Here is a 19,596-nt window from a genome sequence, read left to right as displayed (position 1 = left end):
CATTATGTAGTGTATAATGGTAAAAAACTATGTGACGGCTAATACAATCATGCCCATAAATAAGAGCAGAACATGTATAGAAATCACAATAGAAATCATTCCTAAACGAACAGGAATCACTTGATTCGGATCGACGAGCTGCTGCAATCTGTAATTGACTGCCCCGTCGGAAAAATAAACTAATACCGGTGTAGGATTATCGCTGAATCCTTTTTTTATAAGCTTTAGTAATGCGCTTCCGAGACCGAGCTCTGAGCCTGTTTTCTGAACAGCATATTCGTCTGCAAGCAGCTCGCTAATCAGCTTAAAATTCCGATAAGTCCATTTCGTTATTGGAATAAACCATAGCGATTGGGAGATTAGCTGCAGTAGAAATATTTTCAGAGAATCGTAATGCGATTGATGGAACGCTTCATGTGCAATAACCGCTTCCAGCTCTTCCTGGTCAAGCATCTCGACTAACCCGCTGGACAGCACGACTAACGGCCTTCTGAATCCCACCGTAAACGCCATGGCACGATCGTGATCGATAACAATTATGTTCTGATTGAGAGGCTGAAAATCTTGAATGATATTCGCCGTCAGAACGATATTTCGAAGCGACATCAGTCTCGTTTTAAACCGTCTAGAGAGCACGTATTGCTGGGTTAGCTTCAGGCATGTAATTACAATAGCATAAGCGATTAAGGAGTTCAGAAAAGTAATAACTAAAAAATAATACAAGGAATTCTCTTTAAATAAACTGATGCAAAACTTAAAAAAATTCACTTTTACGTTTACGTCGAACAGGAGATGAGCTAAATACATTCCCATCTGGCTCCAGACCAAAATAGCGATGAAGAAACTTACAGCCATTATCGCAGTGGACTTCCGCTTCCATCTCATGACGGTTTGTCCTTTTTTAATTGCTGAATTTTTTGTTCAAGTTTATCAAGCAAAGATTGATCGACGTCTTTAAGGGCATCTATCATATGATTGATGACTACGCCGCCAAACTCGTCCATTAGGTTTTCGGTTAAACGTTTGGATTGCTGCTCAATGAACACATCCTTCGATTCGACGGGGCGGAAGAGCGATAGCCTGCCTTTTGATCTTTTTTGTAAAATGCCTTTTTCTAATAAGCGGTTCATAACGGTCATAACCGTATTAAAATTAATTTGCTTTTCCTTCTCCAAACGAAGCTGGACTTCTTTAATGCTCAGCTCCTCAGCTTCCCATAGAATGTCCATAATCTTGGCTTCCAAAGAACCAAAAAATCGGTTTAAGCCGACTTCACCGTATTTAAAGTTTTTTATATCCATGGGTCTCCCCTTTCACTACATATTATAGTGTAGTCAAAATCTCATTTCAAGTGAGAACATATGGCGCTCTATAGATAGCAAGTATGAAATGTATGTTTGCTGCTCACCCTATACTTGCTGGAGGTGATTAAAGTGACAGGAAGAAACAATAAGCCCGATAATGATGGTCCAGCTGCAAGTCCCTCCCGGCTTGAACAATTCGGCGACAAAATGAGCCGGGATGACGAATCGATTCCTAAGAAATCGAACAAAAACAACAATAAGAGCTGCTAATATGCAGCAAGGGCAGCCCCTAACAGGAGCTGCCCTTACAAATAAACCAAAATAGAACATTTGTTCCCGTATCGCAAAAAGGGCATTTTTCAATAATTAGCCGATATCAACAAGCGATTTCATAATTTTTATGCTTAATAAAGAAGTTGATTCGCATGATATGTAAATTTTACCATCATTACAAGTTATATACGTTTTTCTTCATAAAACAAATCAGAACATTTGTTCTCATTCCCGGGTTTTCGCCATTTTTTGATCAAAAACAGCTAAAAAAACCTCATTTAACATCAATAGAAGAGAACTCATCAGTCCCATGGATGCTTAACCGTCAGAAATCCCGCGAATTTTTTACTCTCGTCTCTTCTTATCTTACGCATTTCCGCACGGTGCGGAGCTGTTTCGAACAGCTTAAGCTCTTCTTCCGTCTCCGGTACGACGAGCGGTACGGGTACAGGCTTGCGATTCTCATCAAGCGCAACAAAAGTTAAAAAGGATGTGGCAGCTACCTTGCGTTCTCCGCTGAGCAAATCTTCTTTGATCACCTTCACAAACACCTCTACGGAGGTGCGTCCCGTCCATGTAACGAAGGATTCTAAGCATACTGAATCCGAAGGACGAATGGGATGCAAGAAATCTACGGAGTCCGTTGATGCCGTTACAACGGAACGCCGGCAATGCTTTGTCGCCGCAATCGACGCTATATCATCGATATAAGCCATTAATTTGCCGCCGAATAAAGTATTGTGATTATTGACGTCCGGCGGAAATACCCTTGCTGTTTTATAGCATTTTGATTCGCGTGAGAATCTTTTTTCCATCGATTATCTTTCCCCTTTTGTAAATACAGATAGCAGCTCTGCAATCGCTTTTTCTTTATCAACCTCTAAACAGATATCTACGGGCCGGCCAACGACAGATCGAACTCTGCGATCCGTGATGATCATACCCGCGGTGAAGCCGATTCCGCAATCTACGACTGCGTTCATCGTTTCCACATGCACAAGCGTCGGGTTAACCGCTACGATTACCGCCAACGGATCATGCATAGGGCACTCCCCTTCAAAATGATTAGAGAAGGCGTAAAAATCAAAATAACACTCTAATGCAGCGTCCAGGAAGTTAAATATTTCGCGCTTGTCCGCAGCGACCTCACGAGATAAATACTGCATATGGCTCTTCGTTAAACGAGTTTGCTGCGTGACGTCAAGTCCCACTATCGTTATAGGAAGATCCGACTCAAAAACGAGAGCGGCAGCCTCCGGATCTCCATACAAATTAGCTTCGCTCACGGGCGTAATATTACCAGGGGCAAATACCGTACCGCCCATAATAACAACTTTTTTAAATTTAGATGATATGGATGGATCAAGCTGCAAAGCTAATGCCAGATTCGTTAATCTCCCCACCGTTACCAAAAATAAGCTCACCCGGTGCCTCGTTTACCTTCTGCACGATGAACTCCGCGGCGGATTCCTTCACAGGTTGATGAGGTGAAGCCGGCAAGACCGCATCGCCAATCCCGTTATGGCCATGAATATGTGGAACAGCCCCTGGAAATACCCGGTTTAGAGGTCCTGAAGCCCCTATTGCTACAGGCACCTCATAGCCGCAATCCGCAACTTGAATGACACGCAGCGTATTCTCCGTGGCTTGTACAACATCCGTATTACCGAATCCGGTCGTAATGCCTTCTACTTTTATCTGTGGCGAGAGCAATGCATATAAAATCGCTAAAGCATCATCAATGCCAGTATCTACGTCCAGCAGCATCCTGTTTCTCTTTGACATGTCATGATACCTCCCTCTACTATCGTATATTGTAAACGAACAAAGGGAGAAAAACCAAGAAGCAGCAAAAAAGATGTGCTTCTTTACGATAATGAAACCTTATTTTGTAACCATTAACCAAAATAAAAGCTAATATAAATCATAATAAGCAAACCAATGATAAAAGAATACGTCGCCGACCGTTCGTAGCCGTGTCCATGGGTTTCTGGAATAAGCTCTTTATATACGATGAACAGCATGGCTCCTGATGCGAAAGCTAACCCATAACCAATCAGTCCCGATATATAGCTTGCGGCAAAATAACCCACGATCGCAGATACTACTTCCATTAGTCCAGTCAAGGTAACGATAAGCATCAGCTTCAGCTTGCTTACCTTTGAATGAATGAGGAAAATGGCCAATACCAGTCCTTCCGGTATATTTTGCGCACCGATAGCAATGGCTACCATGGGACCAAGTCCGCCATTCGCGCTAGCGTAGCTAAAACCCGTACTCAGTCCTTCCGGAATATTGTGTATGAACAATGCGAAAATAACGAGCAGCGACTTGCTGTCAAAGGATGATATCCCCCTTTTCTGCTCGATATCGATATGAGGTATGTTTTTCTCCAACAGATCAAGCGCGATGACGCCGATTAACAGCCCTAAAGTTAACGGAATGATTCCTGATTCCTTCAATGCTTGCGGCAATAGACCAAACGTAGAAGCCGAAACCATAATTCCGGCGGTAAAGGCGATAAGTACATCCTTCCATTTCTCGGAAAGGCTTTTTACAAATAGCAGCGGTACCGCTCCTAGTACGGTTGCCATTGCCGAGATAAAGCTTCCTATGAGTGCTTCTACCATGATGTCTCTCCTAACCGGGCAGAGCACTACCCCTAAGCTTCTTCCTTATATTATGCGATACAATTTCAAACCATCCAATATACAGGCAACGGTTCCTGCTCGGCTAATTGCTTTAATTGCTCATTGCGATGCTCCAGAAACCTCCTCATGTAATGTCTCAAAACAAGACGTTCTACCAACCAGCCCAAAAAACCAAGCGGCGCCTCAAAGCGCAATGTATCAGTCATAAGCGTACCTGCACCTTGTTTCTCAAATCGATGAACATGCTTTAAGCTTTTAAAGGCTCCTTTTTGCGTTTCGTCTACAAATAAGTACGGGGCGTTAAACTCCGTTATTTTCGAGGTCAGCCTTTGCCTAATCCCAAAATGCGTCGCTTCAAACGTGACGAGTTCCCCTCCATTAATTCGGCCGGACGTCACGCCGGCTACCGCTTGCTCACGGGTATGCTTCCAAACCGTTCTTGTATGTATATCGATATCGCGGGCCAAATCGAAACAAACCTCAATTGGAGCCTTAATAAATATTTCCGTCCTAACTTCAACCATTACGTTCACCGCTCTTTTCTTTCAATACTATGCCAATCCTTCTTTTACAAGGTTCATAAAATAGGCTTGATGCTCCGGCAGGCATGCAATCAAATAAGGCTGTTCGTTTATCCCGGTAAATGAATCGCCACTGTAATCAATGATAACCCCGCCAGCTTCCTTTACCATAAGAATACCAGAGTAAAGGTCCTCGCCTTCCGAGTTATACACTATGATGGCATCCAAATCACCTCTAGCGAGCATCGTCCATTGCAGAGTCGGCGCCCAAAGCCGCATCATTCGTTTCGTATTTACGTCTATGTAATGTCTAAGCTTAACCGCCCGTTGCTCATTCTGAACAGCATGGCCTTGGATCCAGCCGACTCTCGCTTTATTGAACGCCTTTGCCCGATTCATAAGTACGGGAAGCGTATTACAGCGTGTGCCTTCCCCTAAACTTGAAACATATAACCGATCGGTCATCGGCTCATAAATAACTGCCAATACAGGGTTTCGATTATAAGCCAGCGTGATCGAAATGCCGAATAGCGGCATGCCCACCGCAAAATTATTCGTTCCGTCAAGCGGATCCACTAACCACATCCAGTCGCTCAAAAGATCATTTTCCCCATACTCCTCAGATCGTATCTTGTGATCCGGAAATACTCCTCGAATTTTATTTAAAATAATGCGTTCTGCTAAATGATCAACTTCGGTAACAATATCCCCGTGATCATCCTTTTCCTCGTAGCTATCAAGAGTTCCGAACCGTTCCTTGGCAAGCCTTCCCGCTTCATAGGCTGCTGCAATGGCAATCTCTCTCGCCGTATTTATTATCGTATGGTTCAATGCAATGGCCTCCTTCATTTATTTTTCACTCGGGATGTACGCGCGTATAAATAAAGTCTTTATTTGCCTGTGTAAAAATGCAAACGATTTCCAAACGGATCGGTCAGCTTAACTTGATTCCATTCATCATCAAAACCAGGTCTAGCAAATTTGAAGTTCTTGCTTAGCAAATGCTGCTGGAGCGCCTTTGCGTCTTCAACCTCTATCCGAACGGCAGAGCCTGGCGTGCAATCTCCATAATGCTCAGATAAATGAATGATGCAGTCTCCATTCGAGATTTGCATATAGAGAGGCATATCCGGTTCGAATCGGTGCTCCCAGTCGCATGTAAACTCCAAAAAATCCAAATAAAATTCACGTGCCTTCGCTTCGTCAAAGATACGTAGGATCGGAACGGTACGCTTCATTGCGGTTATCATCGATTACACATCCTTTGCCTGTAGTTAATCTTCCATGATTATACATTGGTTTCTCGCCATAGAGAAGACAGAAAACAGGAAAAAGGACTGCAGCCTACAGCGAAAATCGCTAGTAAGTACAGTCCTTTTATCCAAGCCGTATCTATTATTTTACGATGCTTTCCAGTACATCATCAATAACTTGTGAGTATGCTATCGTACCTGCGTACAGCCAGCTTGATGTGCTAGGGTATTCGTAAAGCTTGCCGTTTTTAACGGCAGGAATGTTCTGCCAAATTGGATCACTTAATGCTTTCGAATCAGCTTCTGTTCCGCTGTTGATAAGGAACAAATGATCAGCATCCAGCTCCGCTAGCTTTTCAAGAGGAATCGCATTCCAGTTACCAGTTCCCGCAGCAGAGATCTCTTTTACGACCTCAGGAACGGCCAATCCAAGTTGGTTATAAAGCAAGTCGCCGCTCGAAAGCTTTTCACTTACGATATAAAAGCTTCCTTGCACGAACCAAAGTGCTGCTGCTGACTCGCCTGCTGCTGCGCCTTGGATTTTTTCTTTCGCTTCCTTCGCTTTCACGTCGTAAGCATCCAATACTTTTTGTGCTTCTTCGCTCTTGCCGACAACCTCGCCGATTTTCAGCAAAGCTGCGCGCCAGTCAGCCGTTAATTTATCGCCAACTGTAAATGTTGGAGCGATTTTAGAATATTGTGCAAACTTGTCGCCTTCTACATTGCTGTCATAAGCCATAAGGATAAGATCCGGTTCAAAGCTTGTTACTGCTTCAAAAGGAAGGTCATAAGCGATAGTAGGCACATCGGCAAGTGAATCTTTTAAGTAATCTTGAGTACCGTTCGGAACGGACCATTGCGCAACAGGTTTAATACCCAAAGCTACTAAATGATCTTCTAAGTATGATGCAATGATACGTTGAGGGTTAGCGGGTACCGTTACTTCGTTGCCAAGCGCATCCGTAAGCGTTCTTTCTGTTGGTGCTTCCGTAGCTGCCGGCGCATTGGTTGCCGCATTGGTTGCCACATTGTTTCCAGCTTCATTTGTTTTATTGCTTCCGCAAGCCGCTAGCCAAAGCGACATGACCATCAAACTCACTAATACCAGTACAAACTTCTTGTTGCGTTTAATCACTGTGCTTCCCCCTGTAGGACAATTATATTGGCTTGAAGTGAAACGCCACCTCAAAAGACACCTAATGATAACAATTATCATTTTCATTGTCAACTAGGTTAAATGCTCTTACTACAAGCGTAAACGGCTGTCGCCGTCCTCAGTGACAAAATCTATCGTTTCGCGGAGATATATAAGCACATTTATAAGTGAAAACTTATAAATTCTAATATATTAAAAAAAGAAACCTGCGCTTCGACTCACAAGAAACGCGGATTCCTATTTCTACCTTATGCTATCCGCCTCATTCAAAAAATGCTTAATGGATTCATACAGCCTGGACTTCTCGGTGCCGCGAATATTATGTCCTGACTGCACAAAAGGTCGAACCGTAATATCGCTGAACAGCTGCTTATATTTCGATAAATCCGTTTCCTTAAGAAGTGATCCCTCTTGCAAGCCGTATAAGACCAAAGTGGGCAAGCTAAGCTTAGCCTCCAGCTCTAGCTGCGTAGATTCTCGTTGAATGCCGCGTACCGCTTCTGGACTTATGTTATTTACACGTCCGGAGGGTACAAGATAATTTGAAATATAATCCTCAGCCCATTCAGGAGACATCTGCTTATGCTCCGGAGGATAATCCTCTACGATGAGTGACGTCAACCGATTCACATGCAGCTGGGCATAGCCTAATGCATAGGATACGCCGCGAGAGTAACCCATCAAGTGGAAGCAGTCTATCGATGCATCTTGAATCACCGCAGCTAGATCCGAAAGATGATCTTCTAAATCATAATGCATTTGAGGAGTATCGCTATTTCCTCTTCCCCGAAAGGAAAGGACGATGGCTCTTCGCGGCAGAAGAAACGTTAACAGATCCTCGTACTCTTCCGCCGTTTCCGACAGCCCGGGGCAAATAACCATAGGCGTTAGCTGCAGATCAGATTCCGGCTTGGTATCCAAATAATGAATTTGAACATCTTGATTATTTACCATGACTGATTTAATCAATATGATCACCTTTTCCTTATTATTAACCGGGAGCTTACCGTTCTCTGGGAATCAGATAACACTTATCTGAATTCGTAAACCCAATGCGCGGATAATAATCGACAGCCGTTGGAGCAGAAAGCAGGACGAGTGAAACCTCGGGTCCCAGCGTCTCCCTCAGCAGCTCTACAAGCTTCTTCCCTATGCCAAGCCTTTGATAGTCGTGGTTAACGGCAAGGTCAGAGAGATAACAGCAATATACAAAATCCGTAATGGCACGCGCTATCCCTATCAGCCGCTCGCCGTCCCATGCGCTGATGGACATATCTGCGTTATCTATCATCTTTTGCAGGCGTTCCAAATCTTGATACGGTCTCTTGATGCCCGAACTGGCAAAAAGCTGTGAGAGATCCGCTGCGTCAATCTTTTTATCCGTATGATAGTTTATCATTTTGATATGTTCATCCTTTCCCGATGCGGCTTCTCCCCGCCATAATATGGGCTATATGATGATTGCCATGCCATGCGTAATTGCCTAAATTATAATCCAAGCGATAGGTTTCTTTGGACTCCGGGTGATAGAAGGATTTTTTATAATCGGAATCAGACAATGATTTCAGTAAAATAACCCATCTTTTGTGCAATTGCTCGATAAGCGTTAGGGAAAGCTCAATATCCGCTTGAATAGAGTCATGCAGTTCTGCCCACCGATCCTCATAATAAGGTCTAATCGTAGGCGTTTCCTCCGTTAATGCGAGCTTAAAACGGATGTAGCTGTTCATATGGCTATCCGCTATATGATGGACAACCTGTCTTATTTTCCAGCCGCCGTCACGATAAGGTGTTTCCAGCTCTAACTCGTTCAAACCCTCAATGCTTGCCCGCAATCGCTGCGGCAGCCGTTCAATCTCTTCGATCCAAGTCTCCCGCTGAAGCGCTGAAACTTCGCCGGTCCAATCAAATTTGCCTATCGGATATTTTTCATCCATTTTAATCCTTCTTTCTTCAATTGAAATTTCACAAAATTGCTCATGGTTGTTTTGAACATACTGGTTCATTTGCAAAATACTTTGCTCGGCTAACGGAACATATCGTTCATATAAAGCCGTTACTTTGGCAAGCAGTGATGCGTCTCGATCCAGATCTGATACCATCGCCTGCTGCCAAGAACCATCGGATTGCTTTGGATAAACCGCAGACAATTCCTCAAGCTCTTTGCATATCTGTACAAATTCCTCCAATTCAAAGACCATTAACCCCTTAACGAGTGCAGGCCAGACCTTAAGCTCACCAATAAAATAGGAAGAAAACCAATAAAACTCAGCAATTGAATGCGTATGGTTATGAAATGCATAAAAAAGGTATAGCGCCTTTTGAGGTTCATTCAGTTGGTTGTAGGCTTCCGCTTTGACCGTTGGTGACTTCCCTCTTACCTCCTCCAAAAAAGGCTTTACGCATAACCAAGATAGCTGCTCGCTTTTCAAGTCTTGTATGGTCAATGATATCCGCATGCCTTCCTCCACTCATAGTAAGATTAACAGTTCATTTAAACTCGTAATCGTGTGCAGCGGCTGTGCCTTCAGTTCTTCGCGCCATGGCTGGTTTACCTGTATCCATATTGCAGACAGACCTGCCTGACAAGCACCCTCGATATCATTGACAGGATGGTCGCCTACGTAAATACATTGAGCGGGCTGCAGCGCTAGAGCATTCAACGCAGCTTCAAAAATTCGCCTATCCGGTTTTTTACATCCCGCTTCCTCTGAAACAATAATGAAATCAAAAGCATCTCTTATTCCTAAATGATCGATTTTCCCGTATTGAATCGCATTTCTTCCGTTCGTAATAAGCGCGGTCTGGTATTTGCTTTTAATATGGCGTATGACATCTTGTGCATGTTCCATGAGTATGGCATTTTTTACATAATGATCGTTGTAATAACGGATAAGTTCTGTATGATCTGGCTTGCTTGGCCATGGCAGTTCCTCAATCAGCTCTTGGAACAGCACCCGCTTGTCCTTGTAACCGTCTTGATCTAATGCAATGATCCGCTCAAGCAGCTGCTGACGGGGTTCCAACTGATAAAAATAATGATTAAGAAAGGAAATAGCGAATGCTTTAAACGTGCTTGAACGATCTAAAAGGGTATTATCCAAATCAAAAATAACCGCTTTAACCTCTGACATTGCCGAATCACTCCAATCATTTCCATGATTATACAACTTAAATAGTTTACTGGATAGTCAATCTTTTAACAAAACGATAGCCAGTCGCTTCGAAACCGATCGCTTTATAAAACGCGTGCGCACGCTCTCTCTCAGGCTTAATTCCACTCGTTAGATATAGGATTTCCGCATCCTGGGCAACTGCCCACGACTCCGCGAAGCTTACCAGAGCCTTCCCGATTCCTTGGCCCTCATATTCCTTCTTCGTGACTAGCAGGGAGATCTGAATGACGAATCCGTCCTCCTCATAGGAATAGACATGACGAATCCCCATCATCCCTACCGCTTTTCCGTTAAGATCTGCAAGGAACGTAAAGGTCCCGGATAGAGTTTCAATGACGCTCATCCGGTTTCTCATTTGCTCTTCCGTGGTTGGATAACCGAGATCCTTCATAAGCTCAGTCATGACTATTAAATCCTCAGGTTGATAGGGTCGAACGTGAATCATGATCTACTCTCCTTTTGTCAACAGTGTAACACGCAAAAAAACAAGCCATCTTACGAAGAAAGCTTGTTTATTTGTAACGGTATCCCTGTTTACGTCATTTCCTTATACATAGCAAAATCAGCAATTGCTCTTTGAAGCCCTGCAAAAAGCTCCTCGCCCGCCCAAATGACCTTAAACCCGCTCATTAATGCCGCTCCTAGCTCATCCTCCAATGGGAGGTGAAGCCACTCTTCTCCTGCAACGCCGTAATCGGCTTCAATTCCGCTTGCATAGACAACTTTAATGGATGTGAGCAATCCGTATTCCTCCTGCGAGGCTTGTTCAATCGGTTCCAGAGGAAGCTGGAGAATCGCCTCTAACGTCTTCTTCTTTTTATGAGTAATAATTAGAAAGCTCAAATTCGAGTCTTCCTCGTTCTCATCGTCTGCGCAAGGGCCTACCAACGCAATACCTTCAATATGCGATTGCTCCCCTGCCCATTTTACAAATTCATACATGAGCTTGTAATGATCCGGTCTCATTGCGTTCGTCCCTCCAAATACCAGCTTGGTATTACATTATTAAAACTATCATGATCCTCGAGTACTCTGTACAGCTTTTGCTGCATAATCGCGAGTTCCGTTGGTCTCACTTTCAATATCCACACGATTGAAGATACGATCGTCATAGCCAGATATAGCGAATATAAGGTCCAGAAATGCTCATCAGGTTCTTCGTTTCCGTGATACCCTTTTATTTGCCCTATCGTGAAGGGCACGCTAACCTCGCTGCTAAACATCCCTGCTTTTAGAAAATCATGTATGGGATCTCCCCAATCAAAACGGTTAAAGTCAATTACGCCCGCTAGCTTTCCTTGTTCAACAATCAAATTGCCCACGTGAAAGTCATCATGTTGGAAGAGATTAGGTCTGCCTCGCATCAGATGAAGATGGTGATCAATAAAAGAGAGGAACTGTTCATCGCCCTTCAGTCGAGCCTCACCCTTTAAATACTGCTCCATATACTTCTCATGCTTCGCAAGCTTTCGATCATACCAGGGTGCGATGCTGTCCGGTGCATGCCATTGATGCATCTTAGCCAGCTCTTTCCCCGCATCCACGCCAATCTCGTATTGAACGGACGCTTCATAGGAATGCAGCGCATCGGCAGCTTCTTCACCATTTGTATAAGTTAGCAGCATATAACCCAAATGCTCATTGGGCAACGCATCTATCTCAATGCCTCTTGAGCAATTGACTTTATAAAACTCCAAATGTTGAATCGCTTCATATTCAGCTCTTTTATTTGCTAACTCGTCCAAATCAAAACATTTCAATAAATAAAGCCGGTTATTTTTCTCGACAATGAACTTTTGATCGTTGGAATAACCTTTGTTAATTTTGTTTATGGAGCTGCTGCCTTTTAGCATTTTGATTTGATTGATTAGTCGTTCAAATTGTGCTTGATCGTTCATTCAAACACCTCTTTTCCCAAAGTATAATAAGCAGCGTCAGCACGGTCAAGGAAAGGTAAGCTCTTTCGCATCCTCCTCGGTCATAAAAAAACTAGCCAACGAAAATGTTAGCTAGCTGAGTGGATTGGTAGAAGTTTCAAGAAAAAGTTTTGTTACATCTGTTTCTGCTTGCTGTAAGCAACCACTTCTTCATACGATAAATGACCGCCAAAAATATCGAGCGCGCTGCCAATCGTAATGTCCAGCTTACCGTTCGACAGCTCATCAAATTGATCCATATCCGCAATCGATCTGGCTCCGCCGGCATAAGTAGTCGGTATATTCACCCAATCCGCGAGCGCACTTACTAGACTTTGCTGAATACCGCGCTGTTTGCCCTCTACATCTACAGCATGAACAAGAAATTCGCTGCAATATTGTTCGAGAAATTCAATATTTTCTTTATTCACTTCAAAGTCGCTAAATTGCTTCCATTGATTCGTGACAACAAACCATTTGCCGTCTTTCTCCTTGCAGCTAAGATCAATAACTAATCGATCCTTCCCAACCTCCGCAACGATTTTGGCAAGATGGTCTTCATTTAATAGGCCATCCTTGAAAATATATGAAGTCACGATGATATGCGATGCGCCTTTCTCCAAATAAAAGGCAGCATTGTCCGCCGTTATGCCCCCGCCAATTTGCAAGCCGCCTGGATAATGCGAGAGTGCTGAAGCCGCCGCTGCTTCATTTCCACCGCCTAGCATAATAACATGTCCGCCTGTTAATGCATCCTTTTTAAAGAGCTCTGCATAGTAAGCAGAATCCTGTTTCGATACAAAATTTTCTATGATTTCAGTATTGAGCGTCTCACCGACAATTTGTTTCACTTTCCCATCATGCAAATCGATACAAGGTCTAAACTTCAACGTCATTCCTCTATTCTTTAATTTCTATTTGTGTACATGTTTGTATATCCTCTTTAGAAAAATAACCTATCGGTCTATGTAAATCAACCCTTTGAATCAACGTCTCCCGATTCGTCAAAATTCAAGCTTCTATTTTGGAGGCATACTTTTCTAAGTAGATCACTCTATCCGTCTCATTGGTTTCAAGGCTTGGGGAAACCTCGCTATGAACAATTTCCAGTAGTTTATCCAGCTTATACAAGCAATGATGGTCGAAGCAACTGGCTTGATTCAGCATATACGGCAAGGTAACCGGGATATTAGATACGATGCCGGCATTGTCAGCATTCATGATCCAATCTATTTTTTTCCAATCCAATATACCTTCATCTGTTTTTCTCGGTGTAGGATATTCAAAGTCAGGCGGTACCTCGGCGATGTAGGCATACATCCCGCCATAATCAAAATCATCGCCTTTCCATGTAACCAATCCTTTAAAGTGCAGCGAATACGCTTGTATCCCTGTTTCTTCTTCCAGTTCACGGATCATGGCCGCCCGCGGTGTCTCTAGTGAATCAAGCTTGCCGCCTATACCGTTCCAGCAGCCCATCCAGCTTGCTTTCTCCCGATTGAGAAGCAATATTTCTTCACCGCGCTTAATAAAACAAATATTGTATTTCAGCATCTCAATAAATCTCCCCGTAGCGTAGCGTTCTTAAATGAAATTAGTCAGATTTCTTTATTATTATTTTTCAATAACGTAATCCATTTCTTTGGCGCCCGTGTCAAGTAAGCCTCCTGAATGACGCCCACCATGTCATGCCACTCCGCATCACGATCAAGTCTGACCCCGATCCAACCTAGATGCCCGACATAAGCCGGCTGAAAATAAATATTCGAATCCGATTCCACCAGAATGGATTGCATGCCTGGAGGAGCAGCGCACCATAAAGCGATCCTGCCATCGTTATGATGTCCAAACACCAGCGCCTCCGTCTGTTTATTTCTTCTTGGAAATATTTTAACACATAGGAGCTTTGATTGAGTAGACGAATACAAGTTGAAAAAAGAGCATAAAAAAGACAAAGAAATTATATTCTTTGTCTTTAGGCTTCTTAAAAATCGAAATTATCGGGATCAGGGCCTACGCGGTAATTCTCATTCAGCCCGCTGATCTGCTCCATATGCTCGCTTGACAGCTCGAAATCAAAGATATCCGCATTGACAATGATTCTGGCTTCCTTTGTTGATTTCGGGATAGTCACCACACCGGTTTGCAAATCCCAGCGCAGGATGATTTGGGCGACGGTTTTATGATAGCTAGCTGCGATTTCCAGAAGGAGCGGATTTTCAAGAAGCTGCCCTTGCATTAATGGCGACCATGCCTCTAATTGAATTCCATGCTGCTTGCAGTAGCTCCTTAGCTCCATCTGCGTCAAACGAGGATGATATTCCACTTGATTGACCATAGGTTTGATTTTGGCAGTTGCCATTAAAGCGTCTAAATGATGCGTTTGAAAATTGCTGACACCAATAGCCTTGACCTTACCTTGCTCATATAAGGTTTCTAAAGCGCGCCATGCCTCTTTGAACTTTCCTTCCACGGGCCAATGGATAAGGTACAAATCAAGATAATCAAGACCGAGCTTGTTTAGACTTGTTTCATAAGCCGCAAGGGTCGACTCATACCCTAAATCAGCATTCCACACTTTGGAAGTGACAAACAGCTCCGTCCTTTCGATTCCTGCCAGCTGCAAGCCTTGTTCAATTCCTTGTCCTACGCCTGATTCATTTCCATATATGGCAGCAGTGTCGATGCTGCGGTACCCATGCTTGATCGCAGAAGCCACCGCGCTCTCTAGCTCTGCGCCCTCTTCAACTTTAAATACGCCTAATCCAAACCACGGCATCGTTACACCGTTATGCAAAGTCGTTGTTGCTTGTAAATGTTTCATTTTATAATAGCCTCCCATTTATGATAATACTTCTTTTGTTGTGTCCTTTTGCTCAAGCTTCATGCTCCAACCGGTCAGGATGACGGCGGCTACAACCATGATGCCTCCAAACCATGAGGTGTGGATGAGTCCCATCGAATCCGTTACGACTCCACCTAAATAAGCGCCAATTGCAATGCCCGCATTAAATGCAGCAATATTAATCGAAGATGCGACGTCGACGCCGCCAGGCATGATACGTTCCGCCAGCATAACAACATACACCTGCAGCCCTGCTACGTTCATGAAATGGAACAATCCCATCAACACGATTGTAAGCAATGCCGCAATTTTGAACGAAGCTGTAAAGGTTAAAAGGAATAGAACAACAGCTTGTACGATAAACATATATAATAATGCTTTTAACGGCTTTCGGTTAGCAAGCTTTCCGCCAATGACATTACCTATTGCAATAGCAATACCATAGAGAAGCAGGATGACGGTAACATGTTTTTCCTGAAATCCGGTTATTTCCTGCAGCAATGGGGTTAAATAAGTAAAGACAGCAAATGTTCCGCCATACCCTAATGCGGTGATGATAAAGATAAGCAGCAATCTCCCATTCGTAAACAGCTTAAACTGTTCTCCAAGCGTAGTAGGCGTTCCTTTTCGCAGATCCGACGGCACAAGAATGCTGTTTGCCACAAATGCGACAATCCCAACGATTACGATTGCGACAAACGTAGCTCTCCAGCCAAGCTGCTGTCCGATAAACGTCCCTATCGGAACCCCCGTTATCGTTGCAACGGTAAGACCCGTAAACATGATGGCGATGGCGCTTGCTCTTCGGTTCGGAGGTACCACGTCTGCTGCGATCGTTGAGCCAATCGACATAAACACACCATGTGATAGGGCAGAAATAATTCTGGCGATCAACAGCAGCTCAACGGAGGAAGACGCCGCTGCCAGCGTATTTCCGATAATGAAAATGACCATGATCCAAAGCAATAAAGCTTTACGCGGTATTCTTGTTGTTAAGGATGTCAGAACAGGTGCACCGAAGGTAACGCCAAGCGCATATAACGTTACGGTCAAGCCTGCCGTTGTAACCGATATATTCAAATCCTCTGAAATAAGCGGCAATAATCCGACGCTTATGAATTCCGTTGTTCCGATTGCGAAAGCGCTGACCGCTAGCGCTAATAAGGCTAACGTGCTTCTTTTTTTCTCTAATGTCATCAAGCTTCTCCCCAATCCTATTTCTTATGAACTAAATTAATGTAGCGTTGATCGGCCGATGAATGTTATTATCGTTTATGCGAAAGAAAATGACCAGTACGTACTTAAAAGTACTATAGGTACTTAAAAGTACCTGTAATTTGCTGTAAGGGAGAATGACTTTGATTAAAAAGAAATATAATGTTCCCGTAGAAGCGACGCTTGAAGTAATCGGAGGCAAATGGAAATGTATAATCCTTTGTCATTTGACACACGGTAAGAAGCGGACAAGCGAACTTAAGCGGCTCCTGCCGGAAATCACCCAAAAGATGCTGACACAGCAGCTTCGAGAGCTCGAGGACGCCGACATTATCGAACGGATCGTCTATAACCAGGTGCCTCCGAAGGTTGAGTATCAGCTCACCGAATATGGACAAAGCTTAAAAAGTATTTTAGATTCGCTTTCTGCGTGGGGAGAAAACCATATTGTAAAAGTGTTCGGGAATAAATATGATGTCTTGGAAGAGAACATCTTTAATAAATAAAAGAAGACTTTCCAGCAGCCGGTTCGGCGAGCAGGAAAGTCTTCTTTTATCTCGTTCGTCGTTCTCTAAGGTTTATAGGTAAAACCCGGGAATTTAACAACAGGCAGCTTTTCTTTGTGAAGGGCGTTCAGCAGCTCTGGGCAGACATTCACATTATGCTGAACCAATTCCCGCGGTGTTAAAGCCAGCCATTGATTTAATGACACATCCACAAATCGGTCGCTTTTGAACATCTCCAGAAACCATAGCGAATCATCGGCAGTATTTTGAATGTAATGCCCATTTGCAAAAGGAACGTAACCTACGTCGCCCGCTCGATAATTGAAAGTGCGGGCAATCCCGTTACCCGCAAATACCGTCATCCGCCCCTGCCCGGCCAAATAGTACTGCCACTCATCATTATTCGGATGCCAATGAAGCTCTCTCATCCCTCCAGGCTCCACCTCAACCAATGCGGCTGCAATCGTCTTCGAGATTGGAAAGTTGGAGGAATCCACAATACGCACGCTGCCTCCCGACGTCCGAATCGGAGGCTGAGCTAACAAACGATGCGTAAAGCTAAGCGGGATCGTCCCGTAGGGCGATTGCACCTTCTGGCTCTCCAGGGAACCAGGTACGTTATCTTGATAGATATAAACTTGTTCCTTAGGGATGTGATCGAAAGCGCTCACCGGTACGCCAAAGTTGGCTGAGAGCACTTCCTTTGGCGTATGGGCGAACCAATCCGATAACGATAATGTATTTAAATCGGAGAAGTTGCCGTCATCAAAAACAAGTAAAAACTCGCATCCGTTCTCCAGTCCTTGGATCGAATGCGGGATACCTGGCGGGAAATACCATAGATCCCCCTCTCCAATGTCTGCAATAAAATTCCGGCCTGCTTGGTCAACGGATGTAATACGCGCTCTGCCAAGAAGCATGTAAGCCCATTCCGCTTGCTGATGCCAATGCAATTCACGAACGCCGCCTGCCGTTAAGCTCATGTTGACTGCCGCTATCGTCGTCGAAATGGGAAAATCCCGAACAGTAATCTCACGCGACCATCCGCCTTGATTCAACTGCATATGCGTATCCGAAAACGAGAATTTCAAATTGGGAAGTAAGCCTGCATCTGTAACAGGCGGCACGAACATATTTGGATTTTCAATATCGCGCATGATATCACGAGGACCACGGTCTACATTTCCCGCTCCATCGCTTTGCCTTATTGGCTGAGGAATCTGGGCCTGCCAGGTTTGTTCATCCCGCGATTGGTCTTTCATATTCCCCCTCCTTAACCTTGCTTGCCTATAAACCGATGCATTCATGACCTATACAGCTTATGATAGGAGTAAGCGGAATATTCGATTACTGAGATCATGTCATGGCCTATCCATCAAACTGCAACAACTGAATCCGTTTATTCGTCAGGTTTAAGGACAATTGACAGGTATGTGATACGAAGAACAAGGGGATATTGCAACGAGGGAGGAATATTCGATGATCAAACAAGCAGTTACAATCCTTGCACTGTTGATGATTTGTTCTGGCTGCAGCCAGAATAACACATCTGAACCTATAACTACTTCACCAAATCCAAGCTCAAGTCCTTCTGCACAGCCGACCATTCAACCAACCGTTGCGCCAACCCCTGAACCTACTGAAACGGTAGACCCGCTCAAAGAGAAAATAGCCAACATGACGTTAGATGAAAAGATAGGCCAAATGGTGCTCGTGGGTATCGAAGGCACAACGATGCAGGCGAACGCGAGCGAGATGCTTGATAAATACCATGTTGGCGGGTTTATTTTGTATAAAGAAAATATTGCGGATGCCTCGCAAACCTTAAAGCTGCTAAATCAATTAAAGAAAAAAAATATTAGAAATCCAGCTCCGCTTTGGCTAAGCATTGATCAAGAAGGCGGAAAAGTAAGCCGTATGCCTTCGGAATTTACCAAAATCCCCCCGGCAGCCGAGGTAGGACGAGCAGATCAGCTCGCTTACACACGGAAAATCGGCGAGGCGCTGGCTGCAGAGGTTCGCGCACTTGGCTTTAATATGGATTTTGCGCCAGTACTGGATATTAACAGCAATCCAAATAACCCGGTTATCGGCAATCGTTCCTTTGGTTCCGATTCCGAGACCGTCATGAAGCATGGCATCGAGACGATGAAAGCGATCCAATCCAAGCAGGTTGCCGCCGTGGTCAAGCATTTTCCCGGACACGGGGATACGTCGGTCGATTCTCATCTTGAGCTGCCTGTCGTTAACAAAACCTTGGCTGACCTTGAAGCATTCGAGCTGCTTCCTTTTGTTGAAGCCATCCATCAGGATGCGGATGCGATCATGATCGCGCATTTATTGATCCCGAAAATCGATAAAAACTATCCAGCCTCGCTCTCCAAAACGATGATCACGGATCTTCTGCGCGTGGACCTTGGCTATGATGGCGTGGTCATAACGGATGATATGACCATGGGCGGTATAACCGACCATTTTGACGTGGGAGAAGCGGCAGTCCGTTCCGTTCAAGCCGGAAGCGACATTATCTTAATCGGACATGATTATCAAACGCAGATTTCTGTACTCAAAGCGCTGAAGCTTAGCGCGCGTGATGGCATTATTTCCAAGGATACACTGGATAAGAGCGTTTATCGTATTCTGAGCCTAAAAGAAAAATACAAGCTGCAAGACAAATCGATTGAAGCTATCGATGTGAAGGCTGTTAATCAACAAATCAATGCTGCGCTGCAAGCCAAATAAACATGCGCAAACGGCTGACGCCATCCTTGGCGGCAAAA

The 19,596-nt window shown here is 44.2% G+C and carries 26 protein-coding genes; 3 read left to right on the top strand and 23 right to left on the bottom strand.

The annotated features are described in order from the left end of the window. Window positions 1–27 precede the first annotated feature (27 nt). Both RCO25_RS12635 and RCO25_RS12630 read right to left on the bottom strand, forming a co-directional pair. Window positions 28–885, bottom strand: a complete 858-nt coding sequence (locus tag RCO25_RS12635) for a M56 family metallopeptidase (protein WP_308996505.1) — start codon at window positions 883–885, stop codon at window positions 28–30. Then, a complete protein-coding gene (locus RCO25_RS12630) occupies window positions 882–1,301 on the bottom strand; it encodes a BlaI/MecI/CopY family transcriptional regulator (protein ID WP_308996504.1) in 420 nt (139 codons plus the stop codon). Before RCO25_RS12630 ends, RCO25_RS12635 begins: the two co-directional genes overlap by 4 nt. A 132-nt stretch (window positions 1,302–1,433) precedes the next feature. On the opposite strand from RCO25_RS12630, the gene RCO25_RS12625 reads away from it, so the two are divergent. Continuing rightward, complete coding sequence (locus tag RCO25_RS12625) at window positions 1,434–1,574, top strand: hypothetical protein (protein WP_308996503.1); 141 nt, start codon at window positions 1,434–1,436, stop codon at window positions 1,572–1,574. Between the two features lie 305 nt (window positions 1,575–1,879). Here RCO25_RS12625 and RCO25_RS12620 read toward each other — a convergent pair whose 3' ends face one another. From RCO25_RS12620 to RCO25_RS12525, 20 genes are all read right to left on the bottom strand, one after another. Beyond that, a complete protein-coding gene (locus RCO25_RS12620; RefSeq protein ID WP_308996502.1) occupies window positions 1,880–2,392 on the bottom strand; it encodes an acyl-CoA thioesterase in 513 nt (170 codons plus the stop codon). 3 nt (window positions 2,393–2,395) lie between these two features. Continuing rightward, window positions 2,396–3,001, bottom strand: coding sequence for a nucleoside hydrolase (locus tag RCO25_RS12615; RefSeq protein WP_308996501.1), 606 nt, complete (start codon window positions 2,999–3,001; stop codon window positions 2,396–2,398). After that, complete coding sequence (locus RCO25_RS12610) at window positions 2,940–3,362, bottom strand: nucleoside hydrolase (RefSeq protein WP_308996500.1); 423 nt, start codon at window positions 3,360–3,362, stop codon at window positions 2,940–2,942. The genes RCO25_RS12615 and RCO25_RS12610 overlap by 62 nt, the downstream gene beginning before the upstream one ends. 113 nt (window positions 3,363–3,475) lie before the next feature. Continuing rightward, window positions 3,476–4,207 (bottom strand): ZIP family metal transporter, encoded by a 732-nt coding sequence (locus RCO25_RS12605; protein ID WP_308996499.1) that lies wholly within the window; start codon window positions 4,205–4,207, stop codon window positions 3,476–3,478. Between the two features lie 65 nt (window positions 4,208–4,272). Beyond that, on the bottom strand, window positions 4,273–4,752 hold the full coding sequence (locus tag RCO25_RS12600; protein ID WP_308996498.1) for an SRPBCC family protein: 480 nt from the start codon (window positions 4,750–4,752) through the stop codon (window positions 4,273–4,275). Window positions 4,753–4,779: 27 nt separating this feature from the next. Then, on the bottom strand, window positions 4,780–5,580 hold the full coding sequence (locus RCO25_RS12595) for an inositol monophosphatase family protein (RefSeq protein WP_308996497.1): 801 nt from the start codon (window positions 5,578–5,580) through the stop codon (window positions 4,780–4,782). A gap of 59 nt (window positions 5,581–5,639) precedes the next feature. Then, window positions 5,640–5,999, bottom strand: a complete 360-nt coding sequence (locus RCO25_RS12590; protein WP_308996496.1) for a glyoxalase superfamily protein — start codon at window positions 5,997–5,999, stop codon at window positions 5,640–5,642. Window positions 6,000–6,144: 145 nt separating this feature from the next. Beyond that, on the bottom strand, window positions 6,145–7,134 hold the full coding sequence (locus RCO25_RS12585; RefSeq protein ID WP_374992106.1) for an ABC transporter substrate-binding protein: 990 nt from the start codon (window positions 7,132–7,134) through the stop codon (window positions 6,145–6,147). Window positions 7,135–7,401: 267 nt separating this feature from the next. Beyond that, window positions 7,402–8,127 (bottom strand): alpha/beta fold hydrolase, encoded by a 726-nt coding sequence (locus RCO25_RS12580; RefSeq protein WP_308996494.1) that lies wholly within the window; start codon window positions 8,125–8,127, stop codon window positions 7,402–7,404. Window positions 8,128–8,161: 34 nt separating this feature from the next. Then, window positions 8,162–8,557: a GNAT family N-acetyltransferase gene (locus tag RCO25_RS12575; RefSeq protein ID WP_308996493.1), complete on the bottom strand. Its 396-nt coding sequence runs from the start codon at window positions 8,555–8,557 to the stop codon at window positions 8,162–8,164. A 10-nt stretch (window positions 8,558–8,567) separates the two neighbouring features. Continuing rightward, window positions 8,568–9,095 carry a YfiT family bacillithiol transferase gene (locus RCO25_RS12570; RefSeq protein WP_308996550.1) on the bottom strand — a complete coding sequence of 176 codons (528 nt, stop codon included), beginning with the start codon at window positions 9,093–9,095 and terminating at the stop codon, window positions 8,568–8,570. Between the two features lie 534 nt (window positions 9,096–9,629). After that, complete coding sequence (locus tag RCO25_RS12565) at window positions 9,630–10,292, bottom strand: HAD family hydrolase (protein WP_308996492.1); 663 nt, start codon at window positions 10,290–10,292, stop codon at window positions 9,630–9,632. 46 nt (window positions 10,293–10,338) lie between these two features. Continuing rightward, on the bottom strand, window positions 10,339–10,779 hold the full coding sequence (locus RCO25_RS12560) for a GNAT family N-acetyltransferase (protein ID WP_308996491.1): 441 nt from the start codon (window positions 10,777–10,779) through the stop codon (window positions 10,339–10,341). Window positions 10,780–10,868: 89 nt separating this feature from the next. Beyond that, complete coding sequence (locus tag RCO25_RS12555) at window positions 10,869–11,300, bottom strand: hypothetical protein (protein ID WP_308996490.1); 432 nt, start codon at window positions 11,298–11,300, stop codon at window positions 10,869–10,871. Next, on the bottom strand, window positions 11,297–12,232 hold the full coding sequence (locus RCO25_RS12550; RefSeq protein ID WP_308996489.1) for an aminoglycoside phosphotransferase family protein: 936 nt from the start codon (window positions 12,230–12,232) through the stop codon (window positions 11,297–11,299). Before RCO25_RS12550 ends, RCO25_RS12555 begins: the two co-directional genes overlap by 4 nt. Window positions 12,233–12,384: 152 nt before the next feature. Further along, window positions 12,385–13,140 carry a phosphoribosylformimino-5-aminoimidazole carboxamide ribotide isomerase gene (gene hisA / locus RCO25_RS12545; protein ID WP_308996488.1) on the bottom strand — a complete coding sequence of 252 codons (756 nt, stop codon included), beginning with the start codon at window positions 13,138–13,140 and terminating at the stop codon, window positions 12,385–12,387. A 121-nt stretch (window positions 13,141–13,261) separates the two neighbouring features. After that, window positions 13,262–13,804: an NUDIX hydrolase gene (locus tag RCO25_RS12540; RefSeq protein WP_308996487.1), complete on the bottom strand. Its 543-nt coding sequence runs from the start codon at window positions 13,802–13,804 to the stop codon at window positions 13,262–13,264. Window positions 13,805–13,848: 44 nt separating this feature from the next. Next, a complete protein-coding gene (locus tag RCO25_RS12535; RefSeq protein ID WP_308996486.1) occupies window positions 13,849–14,103 on the bottom strand; it encodes an MmcQ/YjbR family DNA-binding protein in 255 nt (84 codons plus the stop codon). Between the two features lie 131 nt (window positions 14,104–14,234). Continuing rightward, on the bottom strand, window positions 14,235–15,074 hold the full coding sequence (locus RCO25_RS12530) for an aldo/keto reductase (RefSeq protein WP_308996485.1): 840 nt from the start codon (window positions 15,072–15,074) through the stop codon (window positions 14,235–14,237). Between the two features lie 18 nt (window positions 15,075–15,092). After that, the gene (locus RCO25_RS12525) at window positions 15,093–16,292 is read right to left on the bottom strand and encodes an MFS transporter (protein ID WP_308996484.1); all 1,200 of its coding nucleotides are present in this window, start codon (window positions 16,290–16,292) and stop codon (window positions 15,093–15,095) included. Window positions 16,293–16,453: 161 nt separating this feature from the next. Between RCO25_RS12525 and RCO25_RS12520 the strand changes: the two genes are divergently transcribed. Then, window positions 16,454–16,816: a winged helix-turn-helix transcriptional regulator gene (locus RCO25_RS12520; protein ID WP_308996483.1), complete on the top strand. Its 363-nt coding sequence runs from the start codon at window positions 16,454–16,456 to the stop codon at window positions 16,814–16,816. 65 nt (window positions 16,817–16,881) lie between these two features. On the opposite strand, the gene RCO25_RS12515 is transcribed toward RCO25_RS12520, so the two are convergent. Then, the gene (locus RCO25_RS12515) at window positions 16,882–18,078 is read right to left on the bottom strand and encodes an oxalate decarboxylase family bicupin (protein ID WP_308996482.1); all 1,197 of its coding nucleotides are present in this window, start codon (window positions 18,076–18,078) and stop codon (window positions 16,882–16,884) included. Window positions 18,079–18,295: 217 nt separating this feature from the next. On the opposite strand from RCO25_RS12515, the gene nagZ reads away from it, so the two are divergent. Next, window positions 18,296–19,558, top strand: coding sequence for a beta-N-acetylhexosaminidase (gene nagZ / locus RCO25_RS12510; protein WP_308996481.1), 1,263 nt, complete (start codon window positions 18,296–18,298; stop codon window positions 19,556–19,558). Window positions 19,559–19,596 lie beyond the last annotated feature (38 nt).

This window comes from Paenibacillus sp. LHD-38, assembly GCF_031157315.1.
Classification (GTDB): Bacteria; Bacillota; Bacilli; order Paenibacillales; family Paenibacillaceae; genus Pristimantibacillus.
The sequence above is the reverse complement of the archived record's forward strand: the minus strand, read 5'-3'. Positions and strand labels throughout refer to the sequence as shown.